Genomic DNA, 16536 nt, shown 5'->3' with positions numbered 1-16536 from the left:
CGGTACCGCTGGTCCGTACGGGGCCAGTGGTACCCCATGTGTACGACGTGAACAGGACCGTGCGCCGGGGTGGGGTCCAGGATCGCAGTCATGCGCTTCACCCGCCGCCACCCACTGCTCACCGCCGTGCTGCTGTGCGCGCTCGCCGTGCTCGCCGCCCGGCCCGCCGACGGCTCCCACGTCCCCGGCCACGGCTCCGCGTCCGGCGCCGGCGCGGAGGTGGCGCGGCTGTACGAGGAGGCCGCGGCGGCGACGGAACGGTACGAGGTCGGCCGGCGCGAGGCCGAGGAGCAGCGGGCCAGGGCCCGGCGGCTGGAGGAGCGGCTCGACCGGGAGCGGCGGGAGATGGCCGGGCTGCACGAGCACCTGGGCCGGATCGCGAGCTCCCAGTACCGGGACGGCGGCGGGCTGCCGCTCACCGCGCACATGCTGCTCGCCGACGATCCCGAAGAACTGATGCGCGGTCAGCGGGCACTGCAGCAGGCGGAGATGTCGCTCGACAAGGCGATCGACAGAAGCGAACGGGCCGAGGCCCGGCTCGCCCGCGACGAGGCGGAGGCCGAGGCGGCGTGGAAGAGGCTGGAGAAGCGGAACACGGAACTCGCGGCTCTGCGCCAGGACATCGAGCGGAGGCTCGAAGCGGCCCGGTGGAAGCTCCAGGGCCAGGCGGACGCCTCCGTCACGGCCGGCGCCTGCCGTGGTGCGGTCCGCCTCGACCAGCCCCGGACGCGTTTCACCACCAGCTGGGTGGCGCCGGTGGAGACGTACGAACTGTCCGCCTCCTACGGCAGCGGCGGCGCTCGGTGGGCGAACCGGCACACCGGACAGGACTTCGCGGTGCCGATCGGCACGCCGGTGCGGGCCGTGGGCGCCGGGAAGGTGGTGAGGGTGTCCTGCGGGGGTGCCTTCGGCATCGAGATCGTGCTCCGGCACGCGGACGGCTACTACACGCAGTACGCCCATCTCGCCGCCGTCGCGGTCGACCAGGGGGAACGGGTGTGGCCCGGGCAGTGGATCGGCCAGTCCGGCACCAGCGGCAACTCCACGGGTCCGCATCTGCACTTCGAGGCGCGGATCACGCCGGAGATGGGGTCGGCGGTGGCCCCCGTGCCGTGGCTGGCGCGGCGCGGGGTGTCGCTCTGAGCCCCCGAGCGGTTACGGCCGCTCGTTCAGCAGCCGCTCGATCACCACGGCCACCCCGTCGTCGTTGTTGGCGACCGTGCGGCCCGAGGCGGCGGCGATCACGTCCGGGTGGGCGTTGCCCATCGCGTAGGAACGGCCGGCCCAGGTCAGCATCTCGACGTCGTTGGGCATGTCGCCGAAGGCGACGACCTCCTCGTGCGAGATGCCGCGCTCGGCGCAGCACAGGGCGAGCGTGCTGGCCTTGGACACCTCGGGGCCGCTGATCTCCAGCAGGGCGCTGGGGCTGGAGCGGGTGACGTTGGCGCGGTCGCCGACGGCGAGCCGGGCCAGGGTCAGGAAGGCGTCGGGGTCGAGCTCGGGGTGGTGGGCGAGGATCTTGAGCACCGGCTCGCCGGCGGTGGGGGAGTCCGGAGCCAGCAGGTCCTCGGCGGGAGCGAGCGTGCCCGGGATCTCCATGTGCAGCTTCGGGTACGCCGGCTCCTGGTTGAAACCGTAGGTCTGCTCCACGGCGTACACCGTGCCCGGTGCGGCCTCGCGCAGCAGCCGTACGGCGTCCAGCGCGTTCTTCCGGGGCAGCTCGCGCACCTTCACGAAGCGGTGCGCGCCGGGGCCGCCGTGCAGGTCGACGACGGCCGCGCCGTTGCCGCAGATGGCGAGGCCGTGGCCGTGGACGTGGTCGCTGACGACGTCCATCCAGCGGGCCGGGCGGCCGGTGACGAAGAAGACCTCGATGCCCGCCTCCTCGGCGGCGGCGAGCGCGGCCACGGTGCGCGGGGACACCGACTTGTCGTCGCGCAGCAGGGTGCCGTCGAGGTCGGTGGCGATGAGCCGCGGTCGGGTGGCGGCTGCCTGGGTCTCGGGCTGTCGGATCGCTGAGGTCACCCGGCCATTGTCCCGCATATGCCCGCACGACCGTGCGGGAGTCCGCACATCTGAGTGGTTACCGCCGTCACCAGCGGTCTTTCCCGCCCCCCCGGGACGGCCGGGATCACCGCAGCTGCGCCGGCGCCTCCATGGCGATCCGCTCGAAGACCTTCTGGTCCGCGGCGAAGTCCGAGTCGGGGACGGGCCAGTGAAGCACGATCTCGGTGAATCCCAGCTCGACGTGGCGGCCCGCGAAGTCGACGAAGGCGTCCAGGGACTCCAGCGGACGGCCCCGGTCCGGGGTGAATCCGGTGAGCAGGATCTTGTCCAGCCCGGTCACGTCCCGGCCGAGCTCGGCGCAGGCGTCGGCCAGCCTCTCCGCCTGGCCGCGAATGGCCTGAACCGACTGCTCGGGCGTGCCGTCCTCGTACAGCCGGGGATCGCCCGTGGTCACCCAGGCCTGCCCGTGACGTGCCGCGAGCCGCAGCCCGCGCGGTCCGGTGGCCGCCACGGCGAACGGCAGCCGGGGCCGCTGCACGCAGCCCGGGACGGTGCGCGCCTCGTGCGCCGCGTAGAAGTCGCCCTCGTACGACACCGAGTCCTCGGTGAGCAGACGGTCGAGCAGGGGGACGAACTCGGCGAAGCGGTCGGCGCGCTCGCGGGGCGTCCAGGGCTCCTGACCGAGTGCCGTGGCGTCGAAGCCGGTGCCGCCCGCGCCGATCCCGAGCGTGACGCGCCCGCCGGAGATGTCGTCGAGGGAGATGAGCTCCTTGGCGAGGGTCACCGGGTGCCGGAAGTTCGGCGAGGTCACCAGCGTGCCCAGCCGCATCCGGTCGGTCACGGCCGCGGCGGCGGTCAGGGTGGGAAGGGCGCCGAACCAGGGGCCGTCCCGGAAGCTGCGCCAGGACAGGTGGTCGTAGGTGTATCCCGTGTGGAAGCCGAGCTCCTCGGCACGCATCCACGCCGAACGGCTGCCCTCGTGCCAGCGGCGGTACGGGAGGATCACGGTGCTCAGGCGCGGACTCATACCACCGAGCCTATGCGGCGAGCCGTGTTTCACGTGAAACGATCATGTCGTCCGCGTTGCGCCTCAGTGGCTCGAAGGAAACCGCAGATACCGGCTCGGCACGGCCCGGGTCAGCCAGACGCCGTTCGCGCTCACGTGGAAGACGTGGCCGTCCCGGTGCATGACGGCCGCGTCCACGGACAGGACGACCGGGCGGCCTCGGCGGGCGCCGACACGGGTCGCCGTCCCGCGGTCGGCGGAGAGGTGCACGTCGTGCCGGTTCATGGACCGCAGCCCCTCGGCGCGGATCGCCTCCAGGCTCCGGGCGACGGTGCCGTGGTACAGGTACGGCGGTGGGGTGGCCGGCGCCAGCTCGAGATCGACCTCGACGCTGTGGCCCTGACTGGCGCGGATCCGGGCGCCCTCGACGGCGAAGCGCCGTTTGTCGTTGACGGCGACGACGTGGTCCAGCTCCTCCCGGGTGAACCGGAAGCCGTGCGCGGACGCCGCGGCGATCAGCGCGTCGATCTCCACCCAGCCGCCCTCGTCGAGCGTGATCCCGATCCTTCCGGGCTGATGGCGCAGATGCCTGGCGAGGTACTTCGACACCTTCACGGTGCGTCTTTCATCCATCCGCTCAGACTGCCGGGGGAGACGCGCATCACGCGATCGATTTAGCTCCGGAGGTTTGATCCACAGCCAAGTGCGTTTATCCACAGGGAAATTGGCGTCAGCTGTGGACAACCATCCTTCATGGAAGGGTTGTTGTGGATCGCTTTCACCCCGACCGCCCTCACATCGGCGGCTTCACCCGCGCGATCCTCCGCAGCACCCCCGGCATCCACCGCGCCAGCGCATACGCGGCCCGCGCCTCCGGGGTGACCGGCACCACCGCCTCGTCGCGCACCACCGCCCGCAGGATCGCTGCGGCGACCTTCTCCGGCGGATAGCCGCGCAGCCCGTACAGGCGTGCCGCCCGCTTCCGCAGCCGCCGCTCCTCCTGCGCGTCCACGCCCGCGAAGCGCGCGGTGGAGGCGATGGGGGTGTTCACGAACCCGGGGCACACCGTCGTCACGCCGATGTCCCGGCCCGCCAGCTCCGCCCGCAGGCACTCGCTCAGCATCAGCACCGCCGCCTTGGACGTGCTGTAGGCGGGCAGTGCCCTGGACGGCTGGAACGCCGCCGCCGAGGCGACGTTGACGATGTGACCGCCCTGTCCGCGCTCGGCCATCCGCCGCCCGAAGAGCCGGCAGCCGTGGATCACCCCCCACAGATTGACGTCGAGGACCTCCCTCCAGTCCTTCGGGGCGGTGTCGAAGAAGGAGCCGCCCAGCCCGATGCCGGCGTTGTTCACCAGCACGTCCACCACGCCGTACTCGGTGGTGACCCGCTCGGCGAGCTTCTCCATGGCCTGCTCGTCGGACACGTCCGCAGTCTCCGCCCAGGCCGCCGCCGCTCCGCGGCCGCGGGCCTCCCCGGCGGTACGGGCCGCGGCCTCCGCGTCCCGGTCGACCGCCAGCACGCGCGCACCCGCCTCCGCGAACGCGAGCGCGGTCGCCCGCCCGATGCCGCTGCCCGCCCCCGTGACCAGGACCAGCCGCCCGCCGAACCGGTCGGCGTGCCGGCCCGGAGCCGGCGCCTTCGGCACGCCGTCCTCCACGGACTCGACGAAGTCGGAGATCCACGTGGCCAGCCGGTCGGGGCGGCTGCGCGGGATCCAGTGCTTCGCCGGGAGCGTCCGCCGGGTCAGCCGCGGCACCCACTCCTCGAGATCGTCGTAGAGCCGTTCGGAGAGGAACACGTCCTTCAGGGGGATGATCAGCTGTACGGGCGCGTGCGCGTGGGCATCGGCACGCGGGGCGCGCAGCCGGCGGCGGACGTTGTCCCGGTAGAGCCAGGCGCCGTGGGCCGCGTCCGACGGCAGGGACGACGTCGGGTAGCCGTCACCGGGCACCTTCTCGGCGCGTTCCAGCATCCGCGGCCAGGCCCTGCCGAGCGGCCCGCGCCAGGCCAGTTCCGGCAGCACGGGCGTGTGCAGCAGGTAGATGTACCAGGACCTGGCGCCCTGGCCCAGCAACTGGCCGATCCGGCGCGGGGTCGGCCGTTTCGTCCGCCGCTGGATCCAGTGCCCGAAGTGGTCGAGCGACGGCCCCGACATCGACGTGAAGGAGGCGATCCGCCCCGCGGCACGTCCGGTCGTCACGAACTCCCAGGCCTGCACCGAGCCCCAGTCGTGCCCCACCAGGTGCACCGGCCGGTCCGGGCTGACCGCGTCGGCGACGGCCAGGAAGTCGTCGGTCAGCTTCTCCAGGGTGAACCCGCCGCGCAGCGGACGCGGCGCCGTGGACCGGCCGTGGCCCCGGACGTCGTACGCCACGACGTGGAAACGCCCGGCGAGCCGGGACGCGACCTCGGACCACACCTCCTTGCTGTCCGGATAGCCGTGCACCAGGACGACCGTCGGCCGCCCGCGCTCCCCCAACTCGGCCACGCACAGCTCGACCCCGCCCGCACGCACCCGGCGCTCCCGCGCCCCCGCCCACACCGTCCCCGACAAGCCGTCACCCCTTGCGGTCATGGCTGCGCTACGTGTCCGTAACGTGACACGGGTGAATCTCGCAGTCGGTCGCAGCCCCGTCAAGAGCGGACCTCAGGGCTGTGGATGACTCCGGAGAAGGAGATGCCCCTACGGGTCCGTACAACTCCAGACGGACACCAAGACGGCTCTCCGGGCTGACGACCGCGGTGGTACGGGTCACTACCGTCGAGGACGTGACTGTGATCGCGACCGAAAGCCTGAGCAAGCGGTTCCCCCGGGTGACCGCTCTTGACCGGCTCTCCGTGGACGTCGGGCCCGGTGTGACCGGACTCGTCGGAGCCAATGGAGCCGGCAAGTCCACACTGATCAAGATCCTGCTGGGTCTGTCCCCCGCCACCGAGGGCCGCGCCGAAGTGCTCGGACTCGACGTCGCCACCGAGGGCGCCGCCATCCGCGAACGGGTCGGCTACATGCCGGAGCACGACTGCCTGCCGCCGGACGTCTCGGCCACCGAGTTCGTCGTCCACATGGCGCGCATGTCCGGCCTGCCGCCCACCGCCGCACGCGAACGCACCGCGGACACCCTGCGCCACGTCGGCCTGTACGAGGAGCGCTACCGCCCCATCGGCGGCTACTCCACCGGCATGAAGCAGCGCGTGAAGCTCGCGCAGGCCCTCGTCCACGACCCCCAGCTGGTCTTCCTGGACGAACCCACCAACGGCCTCGACCCGGTCGGCCGCGACGAGATGCTCGGCCTGATCCGCCGCATCCACACCGACTTCGGCATCTCGGTCCTGGTCACCTCCCACCTGCTGGGCGAACTGGAACGCACCTGCGACCACGTCGTCGTCGTCGACGGCGGCAAGCTGCTGCGCTCCAGCTCCACCACGGACTTCACCCAGAACACCACGACCCTCGCGATCGAGGTCACCGACACCGACGAGCACCCGGACGGCACCCGCGCGGTGCGCGACGCGCTCCACGCGCGCGGAGTGACCGTCGAGGACGGCGGCGGACTGCCGGGCGCCGGACACACCCTGCTGCTCACCGCACAGGGCGAGGACACCTACGACCTGGTCCGGGACGTCATCGCGGACCTCGGCCTCGGCCTGGTCCGCATGGAACAGCGCCGGCACCACATCTCCGAGGTCTTCAAGAACGACGACGCGAGCAGCGACGAGCAGCGGAAGGAGGCGGTCGGCCATGGCAACTGAGCAGTCCATGCGGACACCGGCCACCGCGCCGGGCGACACCCGCATCCACAACATCGGCTACCGCTCCTACGACGGCCCCCGCCTCGGCCGCTCCTACGCCAGGCTCTCGCTGTACTCGCAGTCCCTGCGCGGCTCCTACGGCCTCGGCCGCTCGGTGAAGTCCAAGGTGCTGCCGATGCTGCTGTTCGTGGTGATGTGCGTGCCCGCCGCCATCATGGTGGCCGTCGCCGTCGCCACCAAGGCCAAGGAACTGCCCCTCGACTACACGCGCTACGCGATCGTCATGCAAGCCGTCATCAGCCTGTACGTCGCCTCGCAGGCACCCCAGTCCGTCTCCCGCGACCTGCGCTTCAAGACCGTACCGCTGTACTTCTCGCGGCCCATCGAGACCGCCGACTACGTACGCGCCAAGTTCGCCGCGCTGGCGTCGGCCCTGTTCATCCTCACCGCCGCCCCCCTGCTGGTGCTGTACATCGGCGCGCTGCTGGCCAAGCTCGACTTCACCGACCAGACCAAGGGATTCGCGCAGGGACTCGTCTCCGTGGCACTGCTCTCGCTGCTCTTCGCCGGCATCGGCCTGGTCATCGCCTCGGTCACCCCGCGCCGCGGCTTCGGCATCGCGGCCGTCATCGCCGTACTGACCATCTCCTACGGCGCGGTCTCCACCCTCCAGGCGATCGCGGAGGTCCAGAACAGCGGCGACGGCGTCGCCTGGATCGGCCTGTTCTCGCCGATCACCCTCATCGACGGTGTCCAGTCCGCCTTCCTGGGCGCGACCTCCGCCTTCCCGGGCGGGGTGGGCCCGACCGACGCCGAGGGCGTCGTCTACGTCCTGTTCACCCTCGGCCTGATCGCCGCCAGCTACGGCCTCCTGGTGCGCCGCTACAAGAAGGTGGGCCTGTGACCACGCTCAGCATCGACCACGTCTCCCGCTGGTTCGGCAACGTGGTCGCCGTCAACGACATCACCATGACCATCGGCCCCGGCGTCACCGGCCTGCTCGGCCCCAACGGCGCCGGGAAGTCCACCCTCATCAACATGATGGGCGGCTTCCTCGCCCCCTCCACCGGCACCGTCACCCTCGACGGACAGCAGGTGTGGCGCAACGAGGCCATCTACAAGCACATCGGCATCGTCCCCGAGCGCGAGGCGATGTACGACTTCCTCACCGGCCGCGAATTCGTCCTCGCCAACGCCGAACTCCACGGCCTGGGCGCCAAGGCCGCCCAGCAGGCGCTCGCCACTGTCGAGATGGAGTACGCGCAGGACCGTAAGATCGCCACGTACTCCAAGGGCATGCGCCAGCGCGTGAAGATGGCGTCCGCGCTGGTCCACCAGCCGTCTCTGCTCCTGCTCGACGAGCCCTTCAACGGCATGGACCCGCGCCAGCGCATGCAGCTGATGGACCTGCTGCGGCGGATGGGCGACGAGGGCCGCACCGTGCTGTTCTCCTCCCACATCCTCGAAGAGGTCGAGCAGCTCGCCCGGCACATCGAGGTCGTCGTCGCCGGCCGGCACGCGGCCAGCGGCGACTTCCGCAGGATCCGCCGCCTGATGACGGACCGCCCGCACCGCTACCTGGTGCGCTCCAGCGACGACCGCGCGCTCGCGGCCGCGCTGATCGCCGACCCGTCGACGTCCGGCATCGAGGTCGACCACGCCGAGGGCGCGCTGCGCATCCAGGCCGTCGACTTCGGCCGTTTCACGGCCCTGCTGCCGAAGGTCGCCAAGGAGCACGGCATCCGGCTGCTCACGGTCTCGCCGTCCGACGAGTCCCTCGAGTCCGTCTTCTCGTATCTCGTCGCGGCGTAGGAGGCCGAAGATGTACGACCCCACAGTCGCCCGGCTCACCTACCGGGCCCTGCTCGGCCGTCGCCGAGCCCTCATCCTGGGCGCGCTGCCCCTGCTGCTGATCGTGATCTCCGTGGCCGTGCGCGCCCTCAGCGGAGCCGACGACCAGACGGCGGCCGACGTCCTCGGCGGGTTCGCGCTCGCCACCATGGTGCCGATCATCGGCGTCATCGCCGGAACCGGGGCCATCGGTCCCGAGATCGACGACGGCTCGGTGGTGTACCTGCTGTCCAAGCCGATCAAGCGGCCCACGATCATCTACACCAAGCTGATCGTCGCGATCGCCGTCACCATGGTGTTCTCGGCGGTGCCGACCCTGATCGCCGGCTTCGTCCTGAACGGCAACGGCCAGCAGGTCGCCGTCGCCTACACCGTGGCCGCGCTGGTCGCCTCCATCGCGTACTCGGCGCTCTTCCTGCTGCTCGGCACGGTCTCACGGCACGCGGTGGTGTTCGGACTGGTCTACGCGCTGGTCTGGGAGGCGCTGTTCGGCTCCCTGGTGCCCGGCGCGCGCACGCTGAGCGTCCAGCAGTGGTCGCTGGCGGTGGCGCAGAAGGTCTCCGGCGGTGATCTGGTCACCTCGGACGTGGGCCTGACGACCGCGACGGTGCTGCTGGCCGCCGTCACCGTGCTGGCCACCTGGTACGCCGGACAGAAGCTGCGGTCGCTGACGCTGGCCGGCGAGGAGTGAGACGTCCGCCCGCCGGGCGAGGGGTCGGGTGGCATCGTCTGCCGGTTTTATTCGGTGGCGCCCGACTCGTCCGGCGGGCACAGTGATGTCGTCCACCACACCGGGACGGGGCAGCCCGCGGCGGACTCCGGAGCGGTTCCCGCCGCTTCGCCGGGTCCGCTCCTGCGGGGAGCTGCCCGGGGCGGCCGCTTCGAGCACGCGCACATTCGCTGTCGCGTGGGCCGCCCCTCCCTGCTTCGCCGCGGCGGGGCGGGCGGGGTCGCGCGACCCGGCGCGGCGAGGTGCCGGCGCGCCCGCCCTCCCCCACTCCCGGCTCCGCTCGAGCAGGGGGACCCCCATGAGCGGAGGGTGCCTTCCAGGCCCGTGAGGCACGGGGAAGCCACGATCACCCGTGCTTACGACGACGACAGGCGTTCCAGGACCGCCGCGATGCCGTCGTCCTCGTTGGAGGTCGTCACCTCGTCGGCGACCGCCTTCAGGTCCTCATGGGCGTTGGCCATGGCCACACTGTGGGCGGACCAGGCGAACATCGGGATGTCGTTGGGCATGTCGCCGAAGGCGATCGTCTCCGCGGCCTTCACGCCCAGCCGGCGCGCCGCCAGGGACAGCCCCGTGGCCTTGGACAGGCCGAGCGGGAGCAGTTCGACGATGCCCTCGCCCGCCATGGTGACGGTGACGAACCCGCCCGCCGTGCGGGTGGCCGCGTCGGCGAGCTCGTCCGAGGTCAGGTCCGGGTGCTGGATGTACAGCTTGTTCAGGGGCGCCGTCCACAGGTCCGACGCGTCCGTGAACGGCGTCGCGGGCAGCCCGCCCACGACCTCGTAACCGGGACCGACCAGCACCTCGCCGTCCAGCCCGTCACGGCTCGCCGCCAGGTGCAGCGGACCGACCTCCGCCTCGATCTTGGCCAGCGCCACTCCGGCCAGCTGCCGGTCCAGGGTCACCGACGTCAGCAGGCGGTGCGCCCCGGCGTCGTACACCTGGGCGCCCTGGCCGCAGACGGCGAGGCCCTCGTAGCCGAGGTCGTCGAGTATGGGGCGGGTCCAGGGCACCGCGCGGCCGGTGACGACGATGTGCGCGGCGCCCGCCGCGGTGGCCGCGGCGAGCGCGTCACGGGTGCGGCGGGAGATCGAGTGGTCGTCCCGCAGCAGCGTGCCGTCGAGGTCGGTGGCGATGAGCCGGTACGGGAAGGACGCGGGAGTGGTGCTCACTTGGTGACCGGCTCCAGGATCTCCCGGCCGCCCAGGTACGGACGCAGCACCTCCGGCACGCGCACGGAGCCGTCGGCCTGCTGGTGGTTCTCCAGGATCGCCACGATCGTGCGCGGTACGGCGCACAGCGTGCCGTTGAGCGTGGCCAGCGGGCGCACTTTCTTGTCCTCACGGACGCGGATCGACAGCCTGCGCGACTGGAACTCGGTGCAGTCCGAGGTCGAGGTCAGCTCGCGGTACTTGCCCTGGGTCGGGATCCACGCCTCGCAGTCGTACTTGCGCGCGGCCGAGGAACCCAGGTCGCCCGAGGCGACGTCGATCACGCGGAACGGCAGCTCCAGCGAGGTCAGCCACTGCTTCTCCCACTCCAGCAGCCGCTGGTGCTCCGCCTGGGACTCCTCCGGGGCGACGTACGAGAACATCTCGACCTTGTCGAACTGGTGCACGCGGAAGATGCCCCGGGTGTCCTTGCCGTGCGAGCCGGCCTCGCGGCGGAAGCAGGGCGAGAAGCCCGCGTACCGCAGCGGCAGCCGGTCGGCGTCGAGGATCTCGTCCATGTGGTACGCGGCCAGCGCCACCTCGGACGTGCCGACCAGGTAGAGGTCGTCCTTGTCCAGGTGGTAGACGTCCTGGGCCGCCTGGCCGAGGAATCCGGTGCCCGCCATCGACTGGGGGCGCACCAGCGCGGGGGTCAGCATCGGGGTGAAGCCGGCGGCCGTGGCCTGGGCCATCGCGGCGTTCACCAGGGCGAGCTCGAGCAGCGCGCCGACGCCGGTCAGGAAGTAGAAGCGGGAGCCCGAGACCTTGGCGCCGCGCTCGACGTCGATGGCGCCGAGGAGCTGGCCGAGCTCCAGGTGGTCCTTGGGCGCGAAGCCCTCGGCGTCGAAGTCGCGGATGCTGCCGTGCGTCTCCAGCGTGACGAAGTCCTCCTCGCCGCCGACGGGCACGTCGGGGTGGACGAGGTTGCTCAGCCTGAGCAGCAGCTCCTGGGTCTCGCCGGCGGCGGCGTCACGGTCGGCGTCGGCCGCCTTGACGTCGGCCTTGAGCTGTTCGGCCTTCCTCAGCAGCTCGGCCTTCTCGTCGCCGGCCGCTTTGGGGATGAGCTTGCCGAGCGACTTCTGCTCGGCGCGCAGCTCGTCGAAGCGGACGCCGGACGACCTGCGCCGCTCGTCGGCAGACAGGAGGGCGTCGACGAGCGCGACGTCCTCTCCACGGGCGCGCTGCGAAGCACGCACACGGTCGGGGTCCTCACGAAGCAGGCGAAGGTCAATCACGCGGTCAAGGCTACCGGTGCGGGGTGACGCCCCACGACCCACTATTGCGGCGCGGCGGCACCCGTTCCGTTATGGGGGAATTGCGTAAAACGCCCCTCAAGGTCAACAAATAGTGCGCTTCCCCTGGAACGGGTCAGTTCGAGGGCCGTCGGTTGACCGGAGTTCCTTGCTCGGCAGGGAATTTGGGCTTCGGTTGTCCACAGGTATCCACGCTCCCGGGAGGTTATCCACAGGGTGTGGGGAAGATCTGTGGACTTCGGAATGAGGTGCTCCGGAACGTTTGATCAAAGCCGAAGATCCCCAGGACAAAATCCTTTCATCCCCACTTTCGGGTGGAAAAAGATCACCCTGAAGAGTTGACCGAGGGAAAAGGGTGGACAAAGCGCGGCGCGCGGGGCGGTGAACGGAGTCATGCCCTGTGGAGAGATGTGTCGACCGGATACAGCTTCGGTGTCGACTCGTCCCCAGATGAGGAAGAGGGCCTGTGGATAACTCCTGTGGACAACGAAAATCAGCAGGTAGGACCGGGCCCGTCTTCTCCGGACCCGTCAGAACCGCCCGTCCTGGCACCGCGCGACCCAGTCCGCCGCCCCCGTGAACTCCTCGTCCGACGTCCCGGGGAACGGCGGACGCACCTCGTCGGGCCGTACGTCGGCACGCGGGTACGAACCGAGGTAGCGCACCTGCAGACAGATCCGCTTGAGCCCCATCAGCGCCTCGGACATCCGGCGGTCCGAGATGTGGCCCTCGGCGTCGACGCAGAAGCAGTAGTTGCCGATCCCGGCACCGGTCGGCCGGGACTGGAGCAGCATCAGGTTGATGCCACGGGTGGCGAACTCGCCCAGCAGGTCGCGCAGACCGCCGGGGTGGTCGTCGCGCTGCCACAGCACGACGGACGTCTTGTCGGCGCCCGTGGGTGCGGCGGGCCGGGCGGGGCGACCCACCAGCACGAACCGGGTCTGGGCGTTCTCCGCGTCGTGGATCTCCGTCTCCAGGGCCTCCAGGCCGTACCGGGCGGCGGCGAACTCGCCGGCGAAGGCGGCGTCGTACCGGCCCTCCTGGACCAGTCGCGCACCGTCCGCGTTGGAGGCGGCCGACTCCCAGACGGCGTCCGGGAGATGTGTCTTCAGCCAGTTGCGGACCTGCGGCTGGGCGGCCGGGTGGGCGGTGACCGTCTTGATGTCCGACAGCTTGGTGCCCGGGCGCACGAGCAACGCGAAGGTGATCGACAGCAGCACCTCGCGGTAGATCATCAGCGGGGTGCCCGCGACCAGTTCGTCGAGGGTGGTGGTGATACCGCCCTCGACGGAGTTCTCGATGGGGACGAAGGCGGCCTCGGCCTCGCCGGTGCGCACCGCGTCGAGTGCGGACTGCACGGACACGTACGGGATCAGCTCGCGGGTGGCCGCCTCGGGAAGCGTGCGCAGGGCGACTTCGGTGAAGGTGCCCTCTGGGCCGAGATACGCATAGCTCGCTGGCATGACCTCACCCTAATGGGCCCCCGGCCGACGGCGGTCCCGCGAGAGCACGCAGGGGTGAAGCGGGACGGTTCTCATCCCTCCAGCAGCCGCTGCCCCACATACTCCCCCTCCGCCGCGCCGCCCGGCACCGCGAACAGCCCGCTCGCCTCGTGGCGGACGAACGGCGTCAGGGCGTCACCCCGGTCGAGCTTGCGCTGCACCGGCACGAAGCCGCGCAGCGGATCGGCCTGCCAGCAGATGAACAGCAGCCCCGCGTCCGGCACCCCGTCCGCGTCGATGCCGTCGTGGTACGAGAACGGGCGGCGGAGCATGGCGGCGCCGCCGTTCTGGTCGGGGCGGGTGATCCTCGCGTGGGCGTTGATCGGGACGATCAGGTTGCCCCGGGAATCCGTCTTCTCCAGGTCCATCTCGGAGGTCTCGGTGCCCCCGGACAGCGGTGCCCCGTCGGACTTGCGGCGTCCGATGACGCTCTCCTGCTCCTCGACCGGCAGTTTCTCCCAGTCGTCGAGCAGCATGCGGATACGGCGTACGACGACGTAGGAGCCGTTCGCCATCCAGGCGGGCTCGCCCTGGCCGGGGACGAAGATCCGTTCGTCGAAGTCGGGATCGGCGGGCTTGGGGTTGCGGGTGCCGTCGACCTGGCCCATCAGGTTGCGGGCGGTCATGGGGTGGGCGGTGGCGCCGGGGGAGCGGTTGAAGCCGTTCATCTGCCAGCGCACCCTGGCCGCCGAGCCCGCGTCCTTCTGGACGGCGCGCAGGGCGTGGAAGGCCACGAGGGCGTCGTCGGCGCCGATCTGCACCCACAGGTCGCCGTTGCTGCGGGCCTTGTCGAGGTGGTCGGAGGAGAAGTCGGGCAGCGGGTCCAGGGCGACGGGGCGCTGCTTCTCCAGACCGGTGCGCCCGAAGAAGCTGTGGCCGAAGCCGAAGGTGAGGGTCAGCGAGGAGGGGCCGGCGTCGCGGGCCACGCCGGTGTCGTCCCGCGCGCTGGGCTCGCCCGCCATCAGCCGGCGTGCGGTGTCCGACCAGCGGCGCAGCAGTGCGGTCGCCTCCCTGCGTCCGGCTCCGGGGGCGAGGTCGAAGGCGATGAGGTGGCCGCGGGCCTGGAGCGGCTGGGTGATGCCGGGCTGATGTTTCACGTGAAACTCGACGCGGCTGTCGCCCACCGACGTCAGCGGGGTGGCTGCGGCGGGCGCCGACGCGTATCCCGCGGCCCCGCCCGCCGCCCCGAGAACGAGCCCGGTGGCGCCGGCCGTGCCGAGCAGCCGGCGTCGGGAGATGCCGTTCCCCGCGGTCCGGTCCCCGGGCTCCGCCTGGGGTGCCTCGGGGATCCGGAGCTGTGGGATGGACTGGTCAGGCATGGTGGTTCAGCCGATCTTCGCGTTCTTCGAGACGGTCACCTGGTCGATGTCGGAGGTCCGCACGGTCACCTCGATCTTCCAGTCGCCCGTCATGGGGATCTGCACTCCGCTCGCCGACCAGTGCCCGGTGGTGACGCGGTCGGGGACGACGGGCAGCGGCCCGATGTCCTTGGCGGAGAGGGTGAGGGCGACCTTCACCTCGGGGAGGTCGACGGCCTGGCCGTCGGGGCCCTCCGCATAGACGTGCAGGGTGTTGTCGCCGGTCCGGGCGGGGTCGATGTCGACCGTGACGACGCCCTTGCCGTTCTCGCCGCCGGTGTCGAAGGGCATGTTCAGCGTCACCGCTCCGGTGCCCTGACCGGTCGAGGCGGACGACGAGGCCGAGGCGGAGGCGGCCGCTTCGGCCTCCTGCTCGGTACGGCCCGGTTCGGTCTGCGTCAGCACGGTGGTGACGGCGAGCAGGACGACGGCGACGCCCGCCTCGGCGAGCACGGAGCGGCGCAGGCCGAAGCGGTTGGGGTCGGCGTCGCGCAGCCGCTTCCGCCGGGCGTTCTCCATCGCGATCCGCTGCCGGGCGAGCTGGGCGGCCCGGGCGTCGTCGCCCTTTTGGGTCTCCGCGGCTCCGCCCGCCGCCGGCTGCTTCTCCTCCTCGCGCGCCGCCGGGGCCGGTGCCTCGGCCAGCCGGGCCGTCCAGCGCCGTGAGAGGGAGGCGATCGCGACCAGCACCACCACGAGACCGATCTTGGCGAGCAGCAGCTGCCCGTACCGGGTGTCGGTCAACGCCGACCAGGAGCCGAGCTGCCGCCAGCTCTGGTAGACGCCGGTGACGACCAGCACCACCACGCTGCCGAAGGCGAGCCGGGAGAACCGCTGGACGGCGTCCTGGTCGACCGGGGTGTCGGCGGGCGCCCGGTAGAGGGCGACGAGCAGCGTGGTGAGTCCGCCGAGCCAGGCGGCGACGGCCAGCAGGTGGATCACGTCGACGGGCATGGCGATGCCGGTCTGGAGCCCCTGGGAGGCGTGCTCGGACATGGCCCAGCTGGCGGCGAGCCCGGCCGCCACGACCGTCCCGCCGATCGCGAGCCCGAGGGTCAGGTCCCGTTTCTCCTCGGTTTCCCGCTTGTCATGGGCGCCGAACAGCACCGCGATGAACAGGGCCGCCGCGGCGAGCAGCAGCAGCCGGGACACCAGTGCCGCGCCGGTCTTCGTCTGGAGCACGTCCCCGAGCAGCGACAGGTCGAAGACGTCGCCGACCGCGCCGGAGGTGGTGTAGGAGCCGCGCAGGAGCAGCAGCGTGAGCGTGGCCGCGGTGAGCGTCAGCCAGCCGGAGACGACCAGCCGCTGCACCACCCGCACGCCGGAACCGCGTCCCCAGCAGGCGAGCACGAAGGCGGCCCCGCCGGCCATGACTGCGAAGCCGGCGTACGACACATAGCGGCCGAAGCCGTACAGCCAGCCGATCAGACCGTCGTCGGAGGCCTGTGCGGAGACCGAGACGGAGGTCTCGGAGGGTGCGCCGATGGAGAAGGTGAAGGCACCGGCGACGGGGTGGCTGTCCGCGGACACCACCTGGTAGGCCACGGTGTACGTGCCGTCGGGCAGCCCGCTGAGCAGCCGCACGGTGTACGTCGTGCCGCTGGGGTTGGCCGGGTCGCCCTTGTCGACCCGCTCGCCCTTGGGGTCGAGGACGCGCACGGCGTCGTCGCTCACCGCGATCTGCTCGGAGAAGGTGAGCGAGACCTGGGCGGGCGCCGTGTCGACCACCGCCCCCTGGCCGGGGTCGCTGCCGGTCAGCGCGGCGTGCGCGGAGGCGGGAGCGGCTCCGGCCAGGAGCGCGCCGGTGACGGCCAGGAGCAGCAGCACCAGGGTCCGCACGCGGGGGGCGATGGTCTGGGTCACAGGGG

The 16536-nt window shown here is 71.5% G+C and carries 14 protein-coding genes; 5 read left to right on the top strand and 9 right to left on the bottom strand.

Going from position 1 to position 16536, the window contains the following annotated elements; translation table 11 throughout:
• Nucleotides 1–90 precede the first annotated feature (90 nt).
• The gene (locus tag ACZ8ZB_RS16665; RefSeq protein WP_470738496.1) at nucleotides 91–1143 is read left to right on the top strand and encodes a M23 family metallopeptidase; all 1053 of its coding nucleotides are present in this window, start codon (nucleotides 91–93) and stop codon (nucleotides 1141–1143) included.
• A 12-nt stretch (nucleotides 1144–1155) separates the two neighbouring features.
• Here the strand turns inward: ACZ8ZB_RS16665 and ACZ8ZB_RS16660 are convergent, their stop codons facing one another.
• From ACZ8ZB_RS16660 to ACZ8ZB_RS16645, 4 genes are all read right to left on the bottom strand, one after another.
• On the bottom strand, nucleotides 1156–2043 hold the full coding sequence (locus tag ACZ8ZB_RS16660) for an HAD family hydrolase (RefSeq protein WP_470738495.1): 888 nt from the start codon (nucleotides 2041–2043) through the stop codon (nucleotides 1156–1158).
• Between the two features lie 88 nt (nucleotides 2044–2131).
• Complete coding sequence (locus ACZ8ZB_RS16655; protein WP_470738494.1) at nucleotides 2132–3034, bottom strand: LLM class flavin-dependent oxidoreductase; 903 nt, start codon at nucleotides 3032–3034, stop codon at nucleotides 2132–2134.
• Nucleotides 3035–3097: 63 nt separating this feature from the next.
• Nucleotides 3098–3646, bottom strand: a complete 549-nt coding sequence (locus ACZ8ZB_RS16650; protein ID WP_470738493.1) for an RNA 2'-phosphotransferase — start codon at nucleotides 3644–3646, stop codon at nucleotides 3098–3100.
• Between the two features lie 160 nt (nucleotides 3647–3806).
• On the bottom strand, nucleotides 3807–5591 hold the full coding sequence (locus tag ACZ8ZB_RS16645; RefSeq protein ID WP_470738492.1) for an SDR family oxidoreductase: 1785 nt from the start codon (nucleotides 5589–5591) through the stop codon (nucleotides 3807–3809).
• A 200-nt stretch (nucleotides 5592–5791) separates the two neighbouring features.
• Between ACZ8ZB_RS16645 and ACZ8ZB_RS16640 the strand changes: the two genes are divergently transcribed.
• Genes ACZ8ZB_RS16640 through ACZ8ZB_RS16625 form a run of 4 tightly spaced genes read left to right on the top strand, consistent with a single transcriptional unit; the run spans nucleotide 5792 to nucleotide 9308 of the window.
• Entirely contained in the window at nucleotides 5792–6766 is a 975-nt protein-coding gene (locus ACZ8ZB_RS16640) for an ABC transporter ATP-binding protein (RefSeq protein ID WP_470741506.1), read from the top strand.
• On the top strand, nucleotides 6756–7670 hold the full coding sequence (locus ACZ8ZB_RS16635; protein WP_470738491.1) for an ABC transporter permease: 915 nt from the start codon (nucleotides 6756–6758) through the stop codon (nucleotides 7668–7670). The genes ACZ8ZB_RS16640 and ACZ8ZB_RS16635 overlap by 11 nt, the downstream gene beginning before the upstream one ends.
• Nucleotides 7667–8578, top strand: coding sequence for an ABC transporter ATP-binding protein (locus tag ACZ8ZB_RS16630; RefSeq protein ID WP_470738490.1), 912 nt, complete (start codon nucleotides 7667–7669; stop codon nucleotides 8576–8578). Before ACZ8ZB_RS16635 ends, ACZ8ZB_RS16630 begins: the two co-directional genes overlap by 4 nt.
• A 10-nt stretch (nucleotides 8579–8588) precedes the next feature.
• Nucleotides 8589–9308 carry an ABC transporter permease subunit gene (locus ACZ8ZB_RS16625; protein ID WP_085572975.1) on the top strand — a complete coding sequence of 240 codons (720 nt, stop codon included), beginning with the start codon at nucleotides 8589–8591 and terminating at the stop codon, nucleotides 9306–9308.
• Nucleotides 9309–9703: 395 nt separating this feature from the next.
• On the opposite strand, the gene ACZ8ZB_RS16620 is transcribed toward ACZ8ZB_RS16625, so the two are convergent.
• The 5 genes from ACZ8ZB_RS16620 to ACZ8ZB_RS16600 all read right to left on the bottom strand — a co-directional run bounded on the left by ACZ8ZB_RS16620 (nucleotide 9704) and on the right by ACZ8ZB_RS16600 (nucleotide 16531).
• The gene (locus tag ACZ8ZB_RS16620) at nucleotides 9704–10519 is read right to left on the bottom strand and encodes an HAD family hydrolase (RefSeq protein WP_470738489.1); all 816 of its coding nucleotides are present in this window, start codon (nucleotides 10517–10519) and stop codon (nucleotides 9704–9706) included.
• Entirely contained in the window at nucleotides 10516–11793 is a 1278-nt protein-coding gene (gene serS, locus ACZ8ZB_RS16615) for a serine--tRNA ligase (protein ID WP_470738488.1), read from the bottom strand. The genes ACZ8ZB_RS16620 and serS overlap by 4 nt, the downstream gene beginning before the upstream one ends.
• Before the next feature lie 548 nt (nucleotides 11794–12341).
• Complete coding sequence (pheA, locus tag ACZ8ZB_RS16610; RefSeq protein WP_470738487.1) at nucleotides 12342–13274, bottom strand: prephenate dehydratase; 933 nt, start codon at nucleotides 13272–13274, stop codon at nucleotides 12342–12344.
• Between the two features lie 71 nt (nucleotides 13275–13345).
• Complete coding sequence (efeB, locus tag ACZ8ZB_RS16605) at nucleotides 13346–14632, bottom strand: iron uptake transporter deferrochelatase/peroxidase subunit (protein WP_470738486.1); 1287 nt, start codon at nucleotides 14630–14632, stop codon at nucleotides 13346–13348.
• A 6-nt stretch (nucleotides 14633–14638) separates the two neighbouring features.
• Nucleotides 14639–16531, bottom strand: coding sequence for a copper resistance CopC/CopD family protein (locus tag ACZ8ZB_RS16600; RefSeq protein ID WP_470738485.1), 1893 nt, complete (start codon nucleotides 16529–16531; stop codon nucleotides 14639–14641).
• Nucleotides 16532–16536 lie beyond the last annotated feature (5 nt).

It is taken from the genome of Streptomyces sp. 12E, assembly GCF_055633275.1.
This window is presented reverse-complemented; position numbering and strand designations above follow the sequence as displayed.

Excerpts from the sequence above, each read along its gene's own strand:
- ACZ8ZB_RS16665 (WP_470738496.1), top strand. The coding sequence starts at position 91 with ATGCGCTTCACCCGCCGCCACCCACTGCTCACCGCCGTGCTGCTGTGC.
- ACZ8ZB_RS16660 (WP_470738495.1), bottom strand. The coding sequence starts at position 2,043 with ATGCGGGACAATGGCCGGGTGACCTCAGCGATCCGACAGCCCGAGACC.
- ACZ8ZB_RS16655 (WP_470738494.1), bottom strand. The coding sequence starts at position 3,034 with ATGAGTCCGCGCCTGAGCACCGTGATCCTCCCGTACCGCCGCTGGCAC.
- ACZ8ZB_RS16650 (WP_470738493.1), bottom strand. The coding sequence starts at position 3,646 with ATGGATGAAAGACGCACCGTGAAGGTGTCGAAGTACCTCGCCAGGCAT.
- ACZ8ZB_RS16645 (WP_470738492.1), bottom strand. The coding sequence starts at position 5,591 with ATGACCGCAAGGGGTGACGGCTTGTCGGGGACGGTGTGGGCGGGGGCG.
- ACZ8ZB_RS16635 (WP_470738491.1), top strand. The coding sequence starts at position 6,756 with ATGGCAACTGAGCAGTCCATGCGGACACCGGCCACCGCGCCGGGCGAC.
- ACZ8ZB_RS16625 (WP_085572975.1), top strand. The coding sequence starts at position 8,589 with ATGTACGACCCCACAGTCGCCCGGCTCACCTACCGGGCCCTGCTCGGC.
- pheA (WP_470738487.1), bottom strand. The coding sequence starts at position 13,274 with ATGCCAGCGAGCTATGCGTATCTCGGCCCAGAGGGCACCTTCACCGAA.
- efeB (WP_470738486.1), bottom strand. The coding sequence starts at position 14,632 with ATGCCTGACCAGTCCATCCCACAGCTCCGGATCCCCGAGGCACCCCAG.